Genomic DNA, 18,460 nt, shown 5'->3' with positions numbered 1-18,460 from the left:
CTCACGTGCAGCGTGGCGAGCGCATCCGGCCGACCGCCGGGTGAGCGTCACGCGTCGATGCGGTCGCGCTCGAGCGAGTCGGAGCTCTCGATGATGAACTCCTTGCGCGGCGCGACATCCGTGCCCATCAGCAGCTCGAACACGCGCCCGGCATTCTCGGCGTCGCCGATGCCCACGCGGCGCAGCGTGCGATGGCGACGATCCATCGTCGTCGTCGCGAGCTGATCGGCATCCATCTCACCGAGGCCCTTGTACCGCTGGATCGGGTCCTGGTAGCGCTTCTTCTGTCGGTCGAGCGTCGCGAGCACGCCCTTGAGCTCGGCCTCGGAGTAGGTGTAGATCGTCTCGTTCGGCTTCGAGCCCGGGTTCATCACGACGACCCGATGCAGCGGCGGCACCGCGGCGAACACCCGGCCGTGCTCGATCATCGGCCGCATGTAGCGGAAGAAGAGCGTGAGCAGCAGCGTGCGGATGTGCGCGCCGTCGACGTCGGCGTCGGCCATGAGGATGACCTTGCCGTAGCGGGCGGCCTCGAGGTCGAAGCTGCGACCGGAGCCGGCACCGATCACCTGGATGATCGACGCGCACTCGGCGTTGGCGAGCATGTCGGCCACGCTCGCCTTCTGCACGTTGAGGATCTTGCCGCGGATCGGCAGCAGGGCCTGGTGCTCGCTGTCGCGGGCGAGCTTGGCGGTGCCGAGGGCCGAGTCGCCCTCGACGATGAAGAGCTCGCTGTGGGCGACGTCGTTCGAGCGGCAGTCGACGAGCTTCGCTGGCAGCGACGAGCTCTCGAGCGCGTTCTTGCGGCGCTGCGTCTCTTTGTGCGCCCGCGCGGAGATGCGCGACTTCATCTCGGCGACGACCTTGTCGAGGAGCAGGGCGGCCTGGTTCTTGTCGTCGCGCTTCGTGGAGGAGAAGCGCGCCCCGAGCTCTTTCGTCAGCACGCTCGAGACGATGGCGCGCGCAGCGGGCGTGCCGAGTACCTCTTTCGTCTGGCCCTCGAACTGCGGCTCGGGCAGGCGCACCGTGACCACGGCGGTGAGGCCCGCGAGCACGTCGTCCTTCTCGAGCTTGTCGTTGCCGGCTTTCAGCCGTCGGGCGTTCAGCTCGACCTGCTGACGCAGGAACTTCAGGAGTCCCTGGTCGAAGCCGGCCTGATGCGTGCCTCCCTTGGGCGTCGCGATGATGTTCACGAACGAGCGGATGACCGTGTCGTACCCGGTACCCCAACGCAGGGCGATGTCGACCACGCACTCGCGCTTCAACTCGGTCGGCACCATCGCGCCGCCCTCGGTGAGCACCGGCACGGTCTCGGTGAAGTTGCCAGTGCCGGTCAGACGCCACACGTCGGTGAGCGGGGCATCGGTCGCGAGGTGCTCGACGAACTCGGAGATGCCGCCCTCGAACTGGAACGACGTCGTGTGCGGGGCCTCGCCCCGCTCGTCGGTGACGTCGATGGCGAGCCCGGGAACGAGGAACGCGGTCTGTCGCGCGCGACCGAGCAGCTCTTCGGTCTGGAACTCGGCGCCCTTCGTGAAGATCTGACGGTCGGCCCAGTAGCGGATGCGCGTGCCGGTGACGCCCTTGGCGACCTTGCCGACGACCCGGAGCTCGCTGCGCTGCTCGAACGGTGTGAACGGCGCATCGGGCGACGGTGCACCCGAATCGGCGAAGTTGCCGGGCTCGCCCCGGTGGAACGACATGGCCCAGGTCTTGCCGTCGCGATCGACCTCGACGTCGAGTCGTTCGGAGAGCGCATTGACGACGGATGCGCCGACACCGTGCAGGCCGCCGGAGGCCGCGTAGGAGCCGGAGCCGAACTTGCCGCCCGCGTGCAGCTTCGTGAACACGACCTCGACGCCCGACAGTCCGGTCTTCGGTTCGATATCGACCGGGATGCCGCGTGCGCGGTCGCGCACCTCGACGCTGCCGTCGGGGTGCAGGGTCACGCCGATCTCGTTGCCGTGACCCGCGAGCGACTCGTCGACGGAGTTGTCGATGATCTCCCAGAGGCAGTGCATGAGGCCGCGGGAGTCGGTCGAACCGATGTACATGCCGGGTCGCTTGCGCACGGCCTCGAGGCCCTCGAGCACGGAGAGATGGCGGGCGGAATAGTCGGAGCTCACGTCGATCAAGCCTACTGAGCTGCACCGACACATCCGTTCAGCCACTACGCGCTGAGCGAAATGCCCGGCCCAACGGAAGGAACCGGCGCCCACTCGTGTTTTCATTGATGAACGGAACACCACGCATGAGCGACGAAGGAGGAGCCATGACCCAGTACACCGAGACCACCGGTGCGGTCGATGAACTCGAGACCCCTTACGAGCTCACCGCGCTCGATCGATGCGATGCCTGCGGCGCGCAGGCGTACATCCGCGTCGTCGTCGCGAGCGGCGAACTGCTGTTCTGCGCCCACCACGGTCGCAAGCACCAGGAGAAGCTCTCGCAGATCGCGCACAGCTGGCACGACGAGTCGAGCAAGCTGCTCGCCGACCGCAGCTGACCGACCGACTCCACGAACGCCCCGGCTCGACCGGGGCGTTCGTCGTTTCAGGACTCGGGAGGCTTCAGGACTCGGGAAGCGAGACGCCGGCGGCGGACAGCTGCGCGGCACGCGCCGCCGACGCGTAGGCGTCGACGGCGTTCGCCCGCTCGCCCGAGACGTACTCGAGCCCGGCGCGCGAGGCCATGGTCTCGAGGATCCGATCGGCGAACACGGGATTCTTGGCGAGCACCGGGCCATGCAGGTGGGTGCCGTAGACATCGCCCATGACCGCGCCCTCCTGACCGGAGTCGCGGCCGTTGCCGTGCCCGGCGCGAAGACGGCCGAGCGGTGAGGCCTCTGCGCCGACGTAGTCGCGGGCGTGGTTCTCGAAGCCGACGAGCATGCCGAACCGCGGGCTCTTCACCACGACGTCGCCGGTCACCCGGTTCGCACGCGGCACCGAGCGGCCCGGCAGGATGCCGAGGCCCTCGATGCTCCGTCCGCTCGCGAGCTCGATGCCCCAGCTGAGCAGTTCCCAGCCGGTGCCGATGGAGAGGATCGGCACGCCCTCGGTGCCCCAGCGGCGGAACTCGTCGTGCATCGTCAGCAGCAGTCCGCGGCTCTCGTCGAGTGACGAGTCGCTGCCCGAACCGAGCACGATCGCGTCGACGCGGGGCGGCAGCTGCGCGGCCGACTCGGCCTCGACGACCTCGGCGTCGAGGCCAGCCCACCGCGCACGCGTCGCGAGCACGCGGGCGTTCTCGGCGTCGCCGTTCGTATTCTGGAGTCGGGGCAGCAACGAGACGATCGTGAGGGTCATTCTGCTCCAGCGAGTCCGAGGTGTGCGCGGGTGCGCCGCATTGCGTCGGCGGTGAAGACGATCGTCTTGACGCCCGACGCGGGCGCCGGCATCGCCAGGAAGTCGTCGACGGCCGTGCCGAGGTCGGGCTCGACGCGGTCGATCTCGACGCCGTCGTAGGCCAGCATGAGCGCCGCCTCGGCCGACTTCGAACCAGTCACGATCGAGACCCGGCCGAGCGAACCGGCATCCGTCGGCCAGAAATAGGACGGGTCGCGCACGTCGGAACCGATGGCGAACAGGATCTGCTCGGTGCCCGGCGCGATGCTGTCGACGTTGAGCTGATAGCTGGCGGGGTTCTGCACGAGCACGAACTCGACATCCTGCCCGCGAACGGTGGTGCGCTCGCCACGGCCGAACACTGCGGGGATCGCGCTCAGGGCATCGGCAGCCGTCGAGCTCGAGAACCGCTCGCCCAGCACGGCCTTCGCCGTCGCGTACGCGGCCGCCGCATCGACGGCGTAGTGCACACCGCGTGCAGGCAGACCGATCGAGAGGGATGCCCCGGCATCGTCGAGCACCGCGGAGGCGCCGTCGACCGTCTCGACGAGCACGTCGGTGCCGCTCGACAGGCGGATGTCGCTCGTCTCGGTGTACCCGAGGCCGCGCGGCGAGGCTGCGAGCACGGCGTCGGTCACACCGAAGCGGTGCACGGCGACCTCGGGGCGAACCCGTTCGGCCAGGCGCTCGAGGTACGCATCGTCGGCGTTCACGACGATCGATTCACCGGCGCGTGCCGCGATGCGCGCGAGCATGGAGGCGACCATCTCGGAGTCGTGGAACCGGTCGATCTGATCGACCATGACGTTCGTCAGGCACACGACGCGCGCATCGACGCCCTGCATGACGAGGGCGCCGTGGCCCTCGTCCATCTCGAGCACCGCGACCTCTCCGGGCACGCGACCCTGCCAGTCGGCCTGCTCGAGCAGCGCCGAGGTGAGGCCCTGGCTGATGTTCGCGGTCGACGGATTGGTGAAGACGTCGATGCCGTGGGCGCGGAGGATCGCGACGAGCATCTTCGTGGTCGTCGACTTGCCGCTCGAACCCGAGACGACGACGAGCCCCTGCGGGAAGCCCGAGAGCGTACGCTTCAGGTACTTCGGGGCGATGCGGTTGACGACCAGGCCGGGAACAGCCGATCCGCCGCCGGGCTTGCGCAGCCGGGCGGCGAATCGGGTGAGCCTGCCGACGAGGATCGCCGGGGCGTAACGCACTGGCGGCCTACTCGAGGTAGTCGCGGAGCGACTGCGAACGCGAGGGGTGACGCAGCTTCGCCATCGTCTTCGACTCGATCTGACGGATGCGCTCACGCGTGACCCCGAAGGTGTCGCCGATCTGGTCGAGGGTCTTCGGCATGCCGTCGCCGAGGCCGAAGCGCATGCGGATGACGCCCGCCTCGCGCTCGCTCAGCGAGTCGAGGAGCGACTCGAGCTGCTTCTGCAGCATCGTGAAGCCGACCGCGTCGGCCGGGACGACGGCCTCGGTGTCCTCGATGAGGTCGCCGAACTCGCTGTCGCCGTCTTCACCGAGGGGCGTGTGCAGCGAGATGGGTTCGCGGCCGTACTTCTGCACCTCGATGACCTTCTCGGGGGTCATGTCGAGTTCGCGGCTGAGCTCTTCGGGCGTGGGCTCGCGACCGAGATCCTGCAGCATCTGGCGCTGCACTCGGGCGAGCTTGTTGATGACCTCGACCATGTGCACCGGGATGCGGATGGTGCGGGCCTGGTCGGCCATGGCGCGGGTGATCGCCTGGCGGATCCACCACGTCGCGTAGGTCGAGAACTTGAAGCCCTTGGTGTAGTCGAATTTTTCGACCGCACGGATCAGACCGAGGTTGCCCTCCTGGATGAGGTCGAGGAACTGCATGCCGCGACCCGTGTAGCGCTTGGCGAGCGAGACCACGAGGCGGAGGTTCGCGCCGAGCAGGTGGCTCTTGGCGCGCTGACCGTCCTTCGCAACCCACTGCAGTTCGCGACCGAGCTGCGACCGCTTCTCGGCGTCGGTCATGTGCGAGAGCTTCTCTTCGGCGAACAGGCCCGCCTCGATGCGCATCGCGAGCTCGACCTCTTCGGCCGCGTTCAGGAGCGCGACCTTTCCGATCTGCTTCAGGTAGTCCTTGACGGGGTCGGCCGTCGCGCCGGTGATGGCGCTCGAGTAGACCGGAACCTCGTCTTCGTCGTCGACCGCGCGCAGCACGAGGGCACCGGTGGGGTGCGGCTCGACCGCGACGGCCTTCGTGTCGTCGTCGTCGCCGTCGGTCGCCGAGTCGTCGGCGCCGTCGACGACCTCGAGGTCGACGACCTCTTCGCCTTCATCGTCATCGCTCTTGGCCTTCGCCTTGGCGCGGGGCTTGGTCGCGGTCTTCGCGGTGGTAGCGCGAGGCGTCTTGGTCGCGGGGGTGGCCGCGGCCTTCGCCGGCGTCTTCGCGGCGGTCGACTTCGCGGCGGTCGCGCGCTTCGCAGCGGGCTTCTCCGCCTCGCTCGCAGCCGTCGTCGCGGCTTTCGTCGTTGCCATTCGTTGAACCTCTCCTACCGTTGTGCCCGCGTGCCCTCGCGGACCCGGCTCATGCACTCGGTCCGGTCGTTTTCGGACACTATGAGGACCCATGTCAAGTCCGCTGCATCGGCGTGGTCTTTCACCACGCCAGCGGGCCAGAACGGGTCCTGCTTCCATTATACAGACGTGTGCACCGCTTCATGCCCGATCAGGGCCGGACTCGCCCTCTCGTTGCTACAACATCGACGCGGCCGGGGGCATTCCCCGCTGCTCAGCGTCCGCGCGGCGTGTCGTCGTCGTTCGCGCGGCGGAACGCGAGGAACTTCTCGAGCTCCGCGGCGATCTCGTCGGCCGACGGCAGCTCGCCGTCTTCGTCGGTCAGCGGCGAGCGGAGCGTGGTGCCCTCCATGTAGGAATCGTGCCGCTGCTCGAGCGTGCCCACGAGCTTCGCGAGCTCGGCGTTCTCGGACACCTGCTCGTCGATGCGTGCGATGAAGTCCCGCCCCTGCTCGCGCAGCGCGTCGGTGGGGAAGATGCGACCGGTCGCGGCGCTGATCGCCTCGAGCGCGGTGATCGCGGCCGAGGGGTACTCGGCGTCGGAGAGATAGTGCGGAATCAGGAGCACGAACCCCGTCGTCGGGTGGTCGAGCCCCTGGAGCCGGAACTCGACGAGGTGCAGCACGTTGGCGGGCACCTGCGTCGTCGGACGCCAGATCGACATCGCCTCGATGAGTTCGGAGCGGTTGCCGCTCACGGTCACGCCCACGGGCCGCGTGTGCGGCACGGGCATGGGGATCGAGTTGATCCACGTGGTCGACGACACCTCGAGTCGCTCGATCAGGTCGAGCACGGCCGAGCTGAACCGCTGCCACTGGTAGTCGGGCTCGAATCCGGTGAGCAGCAGGAACTGCTGGCCCAGCTCGTCGACCGCGAGGTCGAGGCTCAGCCGCGGCGGCGTGTAGTCGGTGAGGTGGTCGCCCTCGAAGAGGATGATCGGCCGGCGAGCTCGATAGTCGAGCAGTTCGTCGGCCTCGAAGGATGCCACGACCGTGCTGTCGAGGGTCGAGAGCAGGTATTCGGTGGTCTGCGCGACGGCTCCGCCCGCATCGGCGTAGCCGGTGAGTCCCGCGACCAGCGGAAGCCCGGCGGGAACGATCACGTCGGGGTTCAACTCGTACAGGGAGCGGGGGTCTCGCATGCTTCCAGCCTACTGAGGCCTGTTGCACCCTCCTCCGGATCACCGCCCGACCACGTGATGCCGAGAGCGAACACGTACGATCGACCGCATGGCTGTTCCCACCCTCTCCGTGACCGACTCCCCCGCCTCCACCTCCGACGCCGACGTCGTGCTGCTGGCCGTCCGAAAGGGCGCCGACGGCCCGGAACTGCTGGCCGAGGCCGGCTTCGACTGGGTGGCGCCCGTGCTGGAGGCGCTCGACGTGAGCGGGGCGGCCGAAGAGCTCATCCGCATCCCCGGCGTCCCCGGCGGCCCGCGCGTCGTCGCACTGGTCGGCGTCGGTGAGCGAGCGGATGCCGCGAGCCTCCGCCTCGCCGCGGGCAGCGCGCTCCGCCAGCTGAAGGGCGAGCTCGCGGTGGCGATCGCGGTTCCGACCGACGACGCCGACGCGGCCGCTGCGCTGCTGGAGGGCGCAGGCCTCGGCGCCTACGGCTACGACGGATTCCGTTCTGAGCCGACGCCGCGGCCGACGAGCATCGTGCTGCACTCCGAGTTCGACGGGTCCGCGATCGGCGTCGACCGGGTCCGTGCGGTGGTCGCGGCCGTCGCGACCACGAAGGACCTCGTCAACATGCCGCCCGCCGACCTCTTCCCCGAGCGGCTCGCGCAGATCGCCGTCGAGACGGCCGCGGCCGTCGGCATCGGCTCGAAGGTGTGGAACGAGCAGACGCTCGCCGCCGATGGGTTCGGCGGCATCCTCGCCGTCGGTCAAGGCTCGAGTCGCGGGCCGCGACTCGTGCGCCTCGACTACACGCCGGCCGGGGCATCCGTTCACCTCGCCCTCGTCGGCAAGGGCATCACGTACGACTCGGGCGGCATCTCGCTGAAGCCCATGACCGCGCTCGTCGGCATGAAGACCGACATGGCGGGCGCCGCGACGGTGCTCTCCGCGATGGTCGCCCTCGCCGAGCTCGAGGTGCCGATCCGGGTCACGGGATGGCTCTGCATCGCCGAGAACCTGCCCTCCTCGACCGCGGTGCGCCCGAACGACGTGCTGCGGATCCGCGGCGGCAAGACCGTCGAGGTCATCAACACCGACGCAGAGGGCCGGCTGGTGCTCGCCGACGGCCTGGTCGCCGCGAGCGAGGAGCAGCCCGACGCGATCGTCGACGTCGCGACCCTCACCGGTGCGCAGATGGTCGCCCTCGGTCACCGCATCGCGGGCCTGATGGGTGACGAGGAGCTCGTCGGGCAGGTGCGGGCAGCCGCAGACGCGGTCGACGAGTCGACCTGGCCGATGCCGCTCCCCCGCGACCTCATGCAGTACCTGAAGTCGGATGTCGCCGACCTCGCCAATACCAAGCTCGGCATGACGGTGCCCGGCATGCTCCTCGCGGGCGTCTTCCTGCAGGAGTTCGTCGGGCGTCGCGAGGGCGACGACACGCGCATCCCGTGGGCTCACCTCGACATCGCGGGCCCCTCGCACAACACCGCGGCCGGCTACGGCTTCACCGGATCGGGCGCCACCGGCATCGCCGTTCGCACACTCGTCCGCCTGGGCGAGCAGCTCGCCGCAGAGTAGTAAGGTCGTTGGGGGCGAGATCCTCGCCCATACACCCTGTCCCGGCAACGAACCGGGAGCAGTCCGTGTCGCAGATCTGGTGCGCAAGGGAGAGAGCGTTTGTCCGAGCAGAACTTTGACATTGTCGTCCTGGGCGGAGGCAGCGCCGGTTACGCCGCTGCGATCCGCGCCGTCGAACTCGGCATGACCGCCGTGGTGATCGAGAAGGACAAGCTCGGCGGCACGTGTCTCCACCGCGGTTGCATCCCCACGAAGGCCCTGCTGCACTCGGCAGAGGTCGCCGAGGTCGCCCGCGAGTCTGCGAAGTACGGCGTCAAGACCTCGTTCGAGGGCGTCGACATCGCCGGCGTCTCCGCTTACCGCGAGGGCATCGTCGCGAGCAAGTGGAAGGGCCTGCAGGGTCTGCTGAAGGCACGCGGCATCCCTGTCGTCGCCGGTGAGGGCCGTCTCGTCGGCGCCAATGCCGTCGCCGTCGGCGACGACCGCTACGTCGGCAAGAACGTCGTGCTCGCCACGGGTTCGTACTCGCGCTCGCTCCCCGGCCTCGAGATCGGCGGCCGCGTCATCACGAGCGAGCAGGCCCTCGAGCTCGACTTCATCCCCAAGAAGGTCGCCGTGCTCGGCGGCGGCGTCATCGGCGTCGAGTTCGCGAGCGTCTGGAACTCCTTCGGCGCCGACGTCACCATCATCGAAGCGCTGCCCCACCTCGTGCCCAACGAGGAGGAGACGATCTCGAAGCAGCTCGAGCGCGCCTTCCGCAAGCGCGGCATCGAGTACTCGCTCGGCGTGCGCTTCCAGAGCGTGACCCAGAACGACGAGGGCGTCGTCGTGACGCTCGAGAACGGCACCACCTACGAGGCCGAGCTGCTGCTCGTCGCCGTCGGCCGTGGCCCCGTCACGCAGAACCTCGGATACGAAGAGGCCGGCATCACGATCGACCGCGGCTTCGTCATCACGAACGACCGCCTCGAGACGAGCGTCCCGGGCGTCTACGCCGCCGGCGACATCGTTCCCGGCCTGCAGCTCGCGCACCGCAGCTACCAGCAGGGCATCTTCATCGCCGAGGAGATCGCTGGCCTCGCCCCGATCGTCGTCGAAGACGTGAACATCCCGAAGATCACCTACTGCGAGCCCGAGGTCGCCTCCGTCGGCTACACCGAGGCCAAGGCCGCCGAGAAGTTCGGCGCCGACCAGGTGTCATCGTTCGAGTACAACCTCGCCGGCAACGGCAAGAGCTCGATCCTCGGCACGTCGGGCTCGATCAAGGTCGTCCGGGTGAACGAGGGCCCGATCGTCGGCGTCCACATGATCGGCGGCCGTGTCGGAGAACTCATCGCCGAGGCGCAGCTCGCCGTGAACTGGGAGGCGTACCCCGAAGACATCGCCCCGTTCATCCACGCCCACCCGACCCAGGGCGAGGCATTCGGCGAGGCCGTGCTGAAGCTGGCCGGCAAGCCGCTCCACGCCATCTGAACCCGTCGTTCCCATCCACGACTGCAATAAGCTAGATAGCGTTCCCACGCTGTGAAGGAGACAAGCGCATGAGCGAATCCGTCAGCCTCCCGGCACTCGGAGAGAGTGTCACTGAGGGCACGGTCACCCGCTGGCTGAAGAATGTCGGCGACCGTGTCGAGGTCGACGAGCCGCTGCTCGAGGTCTCGACCGACAAGGTCGACACCGAGATCCCGTCGCCCGTCGCGGGTGTCATCGAGGCGATCCTCGTCCAGGAGGACGAGACCGTCGAGGTCGGCACCGCGCTCGTGACGATCGGCGATGGTTCGGGTGCAGCTGCTGCCCCGGCTGCTCCCGAGGCCGCAGCGCCCGTGGCGGAGGCGGCTCCGGCTGCTCCTGCCGAACCCGCAGCTCCGGCAGCACCTGCTGCTCCGGTCGCCGAGCCCGCAGCCCCGGCCGCCCCCGCAGCTCCCGCTGCTCCGGTCGCCGAGCCCGCAGCCCCGGCCGCCCCCGCCGCTCCGGTCGCCGAGCCCGCAGCCCCCGCAGCTCCGGCCGCCGAGCCCGCAGCTCCGGCCGCTCCCGCTGCTCCGGCCGAACCCGCAGCTCCCGCTGCTCCGGTCGCCGAGCCCGCAGCCCCCGCAGCTCCGGCCGCCGAGCCCGCAGCTCCGGCGGCCCCCGCAGCTCCTTCGGCGCCCACGGGCGGCTCGCACGCCGGGCCCGCAGGCTACGTCACGCCGATCGTCCGCAAGCTCGCGAACGAGCAGGGTGTCGACCTCGCGAGCGTCACCGGCACCGGTGTCGGCGGTCGCATCCGCAAGCAGGACGTCATCTCGGCGAACGCTGCACCCGCGGCATCCGCTGAGGCCGCCCCCGCTCGTCAGGAGCTCGAGGTCTCGCCGCTGCGCGGCACCACCGTGCCGATGACGCGTCTGCGCAAGGTCGTCGCCGAGCGCGCCGTCGTCTCGATGACGTCGACCGCCCAGCTCACGACCGTCGTCGAGGTCGACGTGACCCGGGTGGCTCGCCTGCGCGACAAGGTCAAGGGCGACTTCCTCGCCAAGACCGGCAACAAGCTCTCGTTCCTGCCGTTCTTCGCGATGGCAGCGGCCGAGGCGCTCCGCGCCTACCCGATCATCAACTCCACGGTCGACGGCGACAGCATCGTCTACCCGGCGCAGGAGAACATGAGCATCGCGGTCGACACCGAGCGCGGCCTCCTCACTCCGGTGATCCGCGACTCGGCCGAGCTCGACATCGCCGGCCTCGCCGCGCAGATCGCCGACCTCGCCGAGCGAACGCGCAACAACCAGCTGAAGCCCGACGAGCTGTCGGGGGGCACCTTCACCCTGACGAACACCGGCTCGCGCGGTGCGCTCTTCGACACCCCGGTCGTGTTCCTGCCGCAGTCGGCGATCCTCGGCACCGGCACCGTCGTGAAGCGCCCCGTGGTCGTCTCGACCGACGGCGCCGATGCGATCGCCGTGCGCTCGATGGTCTACCTGGCGCTCTCGTACGACCACCGCATCATCGACGGCGCAGACGCCGCCCGCTTCCTCACCGCCGTCAAGCAGCGGCTCGAAGAGGGTGCGTTCGAGGCCGACCTCGGCATCTAGCCGAAGATCTCTCGAAGTCGCCAACCGGCCTCGCCCCTCATCACGAGGAGCGAGGCCGGTTCTCGTTCACTCGTCGCATAGGGAACCGTGACGAGCACTGCCGAACCCATCTCGGCCGTCAGCGCGATGCCGGCCGGATCGAACGCGGGCGGAGCGTCACCGCCATCGCGTGCGACGCCCATGGCCGCGAGCTCGTCGGCTTCGGCGGCGGAACCGGCCTGCACGATCGTCTCGAGGCACGCCAGGTCGAGCTGATCGAAGCACTCGGCTCGGCGAGCGAGCAGGGCGTGCACCGCGGCCAGGACGTCATCGCCTGCAGTCGCATCCGCGGGCGCGTCCGCCGTCTCCGACGGCTCCACCTCGGGGGCCGCGGTCGCGATCGCAGCGGTGTCGTGCACGGAATCCGACGCCACGACCTCGCTCGTCTCCGGCGGCACCAGGGTCAAGAGCAGCACCAGTGCTCCCCCGCCGACGAGGGAGCCCACGATGAGCGCGGGTCGGCGTCGACGCAGCATCGTTCGGATCCGGTTCCTGACGCCGACGGGCGCATCGGGCGAACCGGAAGGCGGTGCACCGTCGACGCTGCGACGCCCGTCCGCCACGAACGCAGGCCATTGCGCGAGGTCGAGCAGGGTGGCGAACGATCTGCGTGCCGGCGCCTCGGTGGCACCGAGGTGCTCGGCATCGTCGCCGTGCGCGACCGACGGTCCGACTTCGAGCGGCGCGGTCGCCCGGGATGGCGGGCCCGGCCGTGGAGCGGCGATGACGATGCCCCGCACGGCTTCCGGCTCCGCTGCCGCGAAGAGCGCTCGTTCGAGCTCGGCGTCGCACGGCGTGAACGGCCGTGTCGTGAGACGCGCCTGCATCATTTCTTCGACGGCGGCGAACGCTCCCGGCCGCTCCGTCGCCGCGACCACCTCGGCGACCAGGTCGGCGAGGGCGACATGCCCCGTTCGAAGGAGCTGGTTGCGCTCATGCGGCGCCGTGGGAAGCCGCTCGAGACCGCCGAGGCCGATGAGCCGCGGACGCCCGTGCCCGTCGAGGAGCACGTCACCGGGCGACAGCCGGGTGTGCACGAACCCCCGGCGCTCGAGTTCGCCGACCGCCACCGCGATGGGCGCGAGGATCGTGACGGCTTCGCCCGGGGTCACGCGCCGCTCTGCGATGATGCGAGCGACCGGTGCGCCCGCCAGACGCTCGACTGCGAGTGCGCATCGCCCGTCGTCGAGGGTCGCGATGTCGAAGAGCGCAGGCAGCGACCCCGAGGCATCCGTCGACATGGCCTCGACCTCGAGCGCGATCGCCGCTCCGTCCGCCGTGGCGTCGTAGACCCGCACGACCACGAGCGGTCCCGGTTCGTCGGTCGGGCCGTCGACGGCGGCGAGGAACACGTCGGCACGCTCGCCCGACGCGATGCGCCGGAGCAGGCGGTAGCCGGCGAGCGTCGACGACGCCGAAGGCGGTGTGTCGCGCGTCACCGCCTCTGCCTCCGGGCTGGAGCCGGAGCGGTGGTCGGGGCGTCGCCTGCTGGATCGAACCATGCCGAACAGCATGCTCGCACGCCGTGGTCGGGACCGAGCAGCACCGACCGTTGAGGAGCGCTGCCCGTCGACGACCGCTGTCGAGGAGGAGTGACCTAAGCTGATTCCCATGCTCGACATCGTCGTCACGGGGCTAAGCGCCAACTCCGTGCCGTACATCGAGGGTCTCGACCTTCAGCGCGCCGTCCATCGCGCGGTTGTCGGGGGCGAACGCCCCGACACCGTACTCCTTCTGGAGCACCCCTCCGTCTACACCGCCGGCAAGCGCACTGCGCCCGAGGAACGGCCGACCGACGGGACTCCCGTCATCGACGTCGACCGCGGCGGCAAGATCACCTGGCACGGCCCCGGCCAACTCGTCGGGTATCCGATCCTGCGCCTGCCGGAGCCCATCGACGTCGTCGGATACGTCCGGCGGCTCGAAGGCATCCTCATCGACGTGCTCGCCGACATCGGCCTCGAGTCGCACCGCGTCGACGGCAGGTCCGGTGTCTGGGTCGGCCCGCCCGGACGCGAGAACAAGATCGCCGCCATCGGCATCCGCGTCGAGAGCGGCGTCACCATGCACGGCTTCGCCCTGAACGCGAGCAACGAGCTCGACGCGTACGACCGTATCGTCGCTTGCGGCATCCGCGACGCGGGAGTGACCACGATCAGCCGTGAACTGGGTCGCACCGTGACCCCGGCCGATCTCGTCGAACCGATCTCCGCACGCTTCCGCGCCGAGGCGGCGATCGCCGCGTGAGCACGACACCCGAGGGGCGCAGGATGCTGCGCCTCGAAGTCCGCAACGCCCAGACGCCGATCGAACGCAAACCCGAGTGGATCAAGACGCGCGCGAAGATGGGGCCCGAGTACCGGGCGCTGCAGTCGCTCGTGAAGAGCGAAGACCTGCACACCGTGTGCCAGGAGGCCGGCTGTCCCAACATCTACGAGTGCTGGGAGGACCGCGAGGCGACCTTCCTCATCGGCGGGGCGCAGTGCACGCGTCGCTGCGACTTCTGCCAGATCGACACCGGCAAGCCGGCCGACTACGACGCCGACGAACCCCGCCGCGTCGGCGAGTCGGTGGTGAAGATGCAGCTGCGCTACTCGACCGTCACGGGCGTCGCCCGCGACGACCTGCCCGACGGAGGCGCCTGGCTCTACGCGGAGACGATCCGCGAGATCCATCGTCAGTCGCCCGGCACCGGGGTCGAGATCCTCGTGCCCGACTTCAACGGGGTGCCCGAGCTGCTGAAGCAGGTGTTCGATGCCCAGCCCGAGGTGTTCGCACACAACGTCGAGACGGTGCCGCGCATCTTCAAGCGCATCCGTCCGGCGTTCCGCTACGAGCGATCGCTCGACGTGATCACGCAGGGACGTGAGGCCGGCCTCATCACGAAGTCGAACCTCATCCTCGGCATGGGCGAGGAGCGGGAAGAGATCTCGCAGGCACTGCAGGACCTCCACGATGCGGGCACCGACATCATCACCGTGACCCAGTACCTGCGGCCGAGCCCCCGGCACCTGCCGGTCGCCCGCTGGGTGCGCCCCGAGGAGTTCATCGAGATCAAGGAGGAGGCCGAGGCGATCGGCTTCCTCGGCGTCCTCGCCGGCCCCCTCGTGCGTTCCTCCTATCGGGCAGGTCGCCTCTGGGCGCAGTCGATGCACGCGAAGGGGCGAGAACTCCCCGCCGAACTCTCGCATCTCGCCGACGCATCGCTCGGCTTCGCGCAGGCGGTCGGCTAGCGGCATCCGCCGTCTCGGACCGCGTGCAGATCGCGGTCCGAGACGGCCCTCCGCGCCGGTATCCTTGAGGACATGGCACGTACCAAGGACGCATCGAAGGCTCAGAAGGAGCCCGGCCGCATGAAGCAGATGTGGCAGGTCTTCCAGATGACCCGCCGCTACGATTCCACCGCGCAGTGGCTGATGCTCCTCGGCTTCCTCGCCCCCGTGCTCGTGAGCCTCGGCCTCGCGCTCTGGCTGAGCGAGGGCAACGGCTTCACGATCGCCCTCTGGGTCGTCGCGGGCGTGCTCGCCGGCCTCCTCATCGCACTCGTGATCCTCGGCCGTCGCGCCGAGCGCGCCGCGTACTCGCAGATCGAGGGCCAGCCCGGCGCGGTCGGCGCGGTGCTCCGCAGCGGCCTTCGCGGCGGATGGGTCGGCAACGAGATGCCCGTCGCCGTCAACGGCAAGACGCAGGACGCCGTCTATCGCGCCGTCGGCCGCGGCGGCGTCGCCCTCATCAGCGAGGGCCCCTCCTCGCGCACGAAGCGCATGCTCGACGACGAGCAGCGCAAGGTCGCCCGCATCCTGCCGAACGTTCCCGTCATGCAGCTCTCGGTCGGCGACGACGAGGGGTCGATCGCCCTCCACAAGCTCCCTGCGGCGCTGCGCAAGACCAAGAAGGCCCTCACCAAGCCTGAGGTGCTGGCCGTCTCCAATCGACTCAACTCGCTCCAGACGTCGCTGCCGATCCCGAAGGGCATCGACCCGATGAAGGCCCGGCCCCAGCGCGGCAAGATGCGCTGACCAGGTACTGAGCGAAACGAACGCGGCCTCCGTCACGACGGAGGCCGCGTTCTCGTTGTACGGCCGAGGAAGGCTGCGGCTCGTTGCTTTCGCCTGCTTCACCTTCCACGGCGGTAGCCTCGCGGAGTGCGTCTTCTTCCTCTCGTCGTACCAGTCGCGACCATCGCCGGCGTCATCGCCTGGGCGGAGTTCATCCACCACCGATCGAACGGCCGGAGGCTCGGTACCGCGGCACGGTCGGGTACCTCTGAGGCAGTCGTCGTCCTCGGGTACCGGAATCGCGGCACGCGAGCGAACCTCTTGAACCGCTACCGGGTTCGCGCCGGGCTCCGCTCGCAGGATCCGCGCGCCTCGGAGAGCGTGCTCGTGCTGTGCGGCGGCGGCGTGGCCAGCTCCGTCCCCGAGGCTGAGCTGATGGCCGGCTACGCCCGACGACGCGGCAGCACGGGGCCGATCCGACTCGACTGCGACAGTTCGACCACCTGGGAGAACATCCAGAACGCGATCCCGTTCCTCGAAGACGCGGACGCGATCAAGATCGTGTCCAATTCGCTCCACGCCGAGAAGGGCCGAGCGCACCTGTGGAAGCTGCGGCCCGACCTCGCAGAACGACTCGTGCGCGCCGAGGACCACCGGCTCGGTGAGCTCGCACTGGTGAAACCGCTCGCGGCCGTGCTCGGATTGCGGAGTCTGCGCGGCCAGTGAACCGGAGTCGCGAGAGGCTCGTCGAGCCTAGTAGCGGATGAGCACCGTGCCGGCGACCTTGTCGTGGAAGCCGCGCTGGTCGGAATCCCAGACGAGCGCCGGAATGACGATCAGGAGCAGCGCGGTGCGCACGACGGGGCGCCGGACGCCGATCCATCCGCCCTCGAGCGGAATGACCCGCATGCCCAGCAGGCGATGCCCGAGGCTGCCGCCGATGGTCGGGATGAAGACGATCTGCAGCACGGCGAACACGAGGGGCGTGACCCAGGTGTACGCGGCGGACTCGTAGGGCGTGAAGAGCAGCGAGATCAGCATGGCGCTCGCCCAGTCGACGAGCAGTGCGGCGATGCGGCGACCGGGTCGGGCCACGGACCCGCGCCCTTCGGCCGGCAGTCCGAGGCGCTCCCCCGGCCATCGACTCGGCTCGAGGTCTCCGAAGGTCTGGGGTTTCGCGTCAGGCACCAGAAGAGTCTACCGAGCCCTACTGGGCGTAACATGGCCGAAACATTCCGGTCACGGCAGGGAAACGGCACCCGGCTAGCGTCGCTACCGGCTGTGAAAGTCCGTCCGGTTCTAGTCCTCTTGGAGACTGCGCAAACATGTTCAGCGATTCGTCCGAAGTTCTCAAGTTCATCAAGGAGACGGATGTCAAGTTCCTCGACATCCGCTTCACCGATCTTCCGGGCGTGCAGCAGCACTTCAACATCCCGGCCTCCACTGTCGATGAAGAGTTCTTCACCGTCGGCCAGCTGTTCGACGGCTCCTCGATCCGCGGCTTCGCGAACATCCACGAGTCCGACATGCAGCTCATCCCCGACGTGACGACCGCGTACATCGACGCGTTCCGCGCTGAGCGCACGCTCATCATGGTCTTCGACATCTACAACCCGCGCAACGGCGAGATCTACTCGAAGGACCCGCGTCAGGTCGCCAAGAAGGCCGAGAAGTACCTCGCGTCGACCGGCATCGCCGACACCGCGTTCTTCGCCCCCGAGGCCGAGTTCTACATCTTCGACGACGTGCGCTACGAGGTCAACCAGCACTCGAGCTTCTACTCGGTCGACTCCGAAGAGGGCGCCTGGAACTCGGGCCGCGTCGAAGAGGGCGGAAACCTCGGCAACAAGACCCCCTACAAGGGCGGCTACTTCCCCGTCTCCCCCGTCGACAAGCAGGCCGACCTGCGCGACGACATCTGCCTCAAGCTCATCGACGCAGGCCTCATCCTCGAGCGCTCGCACCACGAGGTGGGCACCGGCGGCCAGGCCGAGATCAACTACCGCTTCGACACGATGGTCGCCGCAGCCGACGACATCCTGAAGTTCAAGTACATCGTCAAGAACACCGCCGAGCAGTGGGGCAAGACGGCGACGTTCATGCCGAAGCCGATCTTCGGCGACAACGGCTCGGGCATGCACACCCACCAGTCGCTCTGGAGCGAGGGCAAGCCGCTCTTCTACGACGAGGCCGGCTACGGCGGTCTCTCCGACCTCGCGCGCTGGTACATCGGCGGCCTGCTGAAGCACGCCCCCGCGGTGCTCGCCTTCACGAACCCGACGGTGAACTCGTACCACCGTCTGGTGCCCGGCTTCGAGGCGCCCGTGAACCTGGTGTACTCGGCGGGCAACCGTTCGGCGTCCATCCGCATCCCGATCACCGGCACCAACCCGAAGGCCAAGCGCATCGAGTTCCGCGCTCCGGATGCCTCGGGCAACCCCTACCTCGCGTTCGCCGCGCAGCTCATGGCCGGCCTCGACGGCATCAAGAACCGCATCGAGCCGCACGAGCCCGTCGACAAGGACCTCTACGAGCTCCCGCCCGAGGAGGCCAAGGCGATCCCGCAGGTCCCCGGCTCGCTCGGCGAGGCCCTCGCGGCGCTCGAGGCCGACCACGACTTCCTCCTCGAGGGCGGCGTGTTCACCAAGGAGCTCATCGAGACGTGGATCGACTTCAAGCGCGAGAAGGAGCTGAAGCCGCTGGCTCTGCGTCCTCACCCGTTCGAGTTCGAGCTCTACTACGGCGTCTGATCCTGC

At 69.1% G+C, this 18,460-nt stretch carries 16 protein-coding genes; 9 read left to right on the top strand and 7 right to left on the bottom strand.

What is annotated here, in order from left to right:
- Positions 1-47: 47 nt before the first annotated feature.
- Positions 48-2,159 carry a DNA gyrase/topoisomerase IV subunit B gene (locus BJY17_RS03055; RefSeq protein ID WP_179550072.1) on the bottom strand — a complete coding sequence of 704 codons (2,112 nt, stop codon included), beginning with the start codon at positions 2,157-2,159 and terminating at the stop codon, positions 48-50.
- 113 nt (positions 2,160-2,272) lie between these two features.
- Here BJY17_RS03055 and BJY17_RS03050 point away from each other — a divergent pair, with 113 nt between their 5' ends.
- A complete protein-coding gene (locus BJY17_RS03050; protein ID WP_056008697.1) occupies positions 2,273-2,506 on the top strand; it encodes a DUF7455 domain-containing protein in 234 nt (77 codons plus the stop codon).
- Between the two features lie 64 nt (positions 2,507-2,570).
- Here BJY17_RS03050 and BJY17_RS03045 read toward each other — a convergent pair whose 3' ends face one another.
- From BJY17_RS03045 to BJY17_RS03030, 4 genes are all read right to left on the bottom strand, one after another.
- Complete coding sequence (locus BJY17_RS03045) at positions 2,571-3,308, bottom strand: type 1 glutamine amidotransferase (RefSeq protein ID WP_179550071.1); 738 nt, start codon at positions 3,306-3,308, stop codon at positions 2,571-2,573.
- Positions 3,305-4,561: a Mur ligase family protein gene (locus BJY17_RS03040; RefSeq protein ID WP_179550070.1), complete on the bottom strand. Its 1,257-nt coding sequence runs from the start codon at positions 4,559-4,561 to the stop codon at positions 3,305-3,307. The genes BJY17_RS03045 and BJY17_RS03040 overlap by 4 nt, the downstream gene beginning before the upstream one ends.
- 7 nt (positions 4,562-4,568) lie before the next feature.
- Positions 4,569-5,861 (bottom strand): RNA polymerase sigma factor, encoded by a 1,293-nt coding sequence (locus BJY17_RS03035; protein WP_179550069.1) that lies wholly within the window; start codon positions 5,859-5,861, stop codon positions 4,569-4,571.
- Between the two features lie 253 nt (positions 5,862-6,114).
- Positions 6,115-7,041, bottom strand: a complete 927-nt coding sequence (locus BJY17_RS03030) for a proteasome assembly chaperone family protein (protein ID WP_179550068.1) — start codon at positions 7,039-7,041, stop codon at positions 6,115-6,117.
- 88 nt (positions 7,042-7,129) lie between these two features.
- Here BJY17_RS03030 and BJY17_RS03025 point away from each other — a divergent pair, with 88 nt between their 5' ends.
- From BJY17_RS03025 to sucB, 3 genes are all read left to right on the top strand, one after another.
- Positions 7,130-8,602 (top strand): leucyl aminopeptidase, encoded by a 1,473-nt coding sequence (locus BJY17_RS03025; protein ID WP_179550067.1) that lies wholly within the window; start codon positions 7,130-7,132, stop codon positions 8,600-8,602.
- Positions 8,603-8,701: 99 nt separating this feature from the next.
- A complete protein-coding gene (gene lpdA, locus BJY17_RS03020; protein WP_179550066.1) occupies positions 8,702-10,075 on the top strand; it encodes a dihydrolipoyl dehydrogenase in 1,374 nt (457 codons plus the stop codon).
- 68 nt (positions 10,076-10,143) lie between these two features.
- Positions 10,144-11,667 carry a 2-oxoglutarate dehydrogenase, E2 component, dihydrolipoamide succinyltransferase gene (gene sucB, locus BJY17_RS03015; RefSeq protein WP_179550065.1) on the top strand — a complete coding sequence of 508 codons (1,524 nt, stop codon included), beginning with the start codon at positions 10,144-10,146 and terminating at the stop codon, positions 11,665-11,667.
- Here the strand turns inward: sucB and BJY17_RS03010 are convergent.
- The gene (locus BJY17_RS03010) at positions 11,664-13,145 is read right to left on the bottom strand and encodes a serine/threonine-protein kinase (protein ID WP_179550064.1); all 1,482 of its coding nucleotides are present in this window, start codon (positions 13,143-13,145) and stop codon (positions 11,664-11,666) included. The genes sucB and BJY17_RS03010 overlap by 4 nt on opposite strands.
- Before the next feature lie 172 nt (positions 13,146-13,317).
- Between BJY17_RS03010 and lipB the strand changes: the two genes are divergently transcribed.
- From lipB to BJY17_RS02990, 4 genes are all read left to right on the top strand, one after another.
- The gene (gene lipB, locus BJY17_RS03005; protein WP_074259141.1) at positions 13,318-13,953 is read left to right on the top strand and encodes a lipoyl(octanoyl) transferase LipB; all 636 of its coding nucleotides are present in this window, start codon (positions 13,318-13,320) and stop codon (positions 13,951-13,953) included.
- On the top strand, positions 13,950-14,939 hold the full coding sequence (gene lipA / locus BJY17_RS03000) for a lipoyl synthase (RefSeq protein ID WP_179550063.1): 990 nt from the start codon (positions 13,950-13,952) through the stop codon (positions 14,937-14,939). Before lipB ends, lipA begins: the two co-directional genes overlap by 4 nt.
- Before the next feature lie 72 nt (positions 14,940-15,011).
- Complete coding sequence (locus BJY17_RS02995) at positions 15,012-15,725, top strand: DUF4191 domain-containing protein (protein WP_179550062.1); 714 nt, start codon at positions 15,012-15,014, stop codon at positions 15,723-15,725.
- Between the two features lie 126 nt (positions 15,726-15,851).
- Positions 15,852-16,430 (top strand): YdcF family protein, encoded by a 579-nt coding sequence (locus BJY17_RS02990; protein WP_179550061.1) that lies wholly within the window; start codon positions 15,852-15,854, stop codon positions 16,428-16,430.
- 27 nt (positions 16,431-16,457) lie between these two features.
- Here the strand turns inward: BJY17_RS02990 and BJY17_RS02985 are convergent, their stop codons facing one another.
- A complete protein-coding gene (locus tag BJY17_RS02985; RefSeq protein WP_322789728.1) occupies positions 16,458-16,892 on the bottom strand; it encodes an RDD family protein in 435 nt (144 codons plus the stop codon).
- 137 nt (positions 16,893-17,029) lie between these two features.
- On the opposite strand from BJY17_RS02985, the gene glnA reads away from it, so the two are divergent.
- The gene (glnA, locus tag BJY17_RS02980) at positions 17,030-18,454 is read left to right on the top strand and encodes a type I glutamate--ammonia ligase (protein ID WP_179550060.1); all 1,425 of its coding nucleotides are present in this window, start codon (positions 17,030-17,032) and stop codon (positions 18,452-18,454) included.
- Positions 18,455-18,460 lie beyond the last annotated feature (6 nt).

The sequence above is a fragment of the Agromyces hippuratus genome, assembly GCF_013410355.1.
In the GTDB taxonomy this organism is placed as follows: Bacteria; Actinomycetota; Actinomycetes; order Actinomycetales; family Microbacteriaceae; genus Agromyces; species Agromyces hippuratus.
This window is presented reverse-complemented; position numbering and strand designations above follow the sequence as displayed.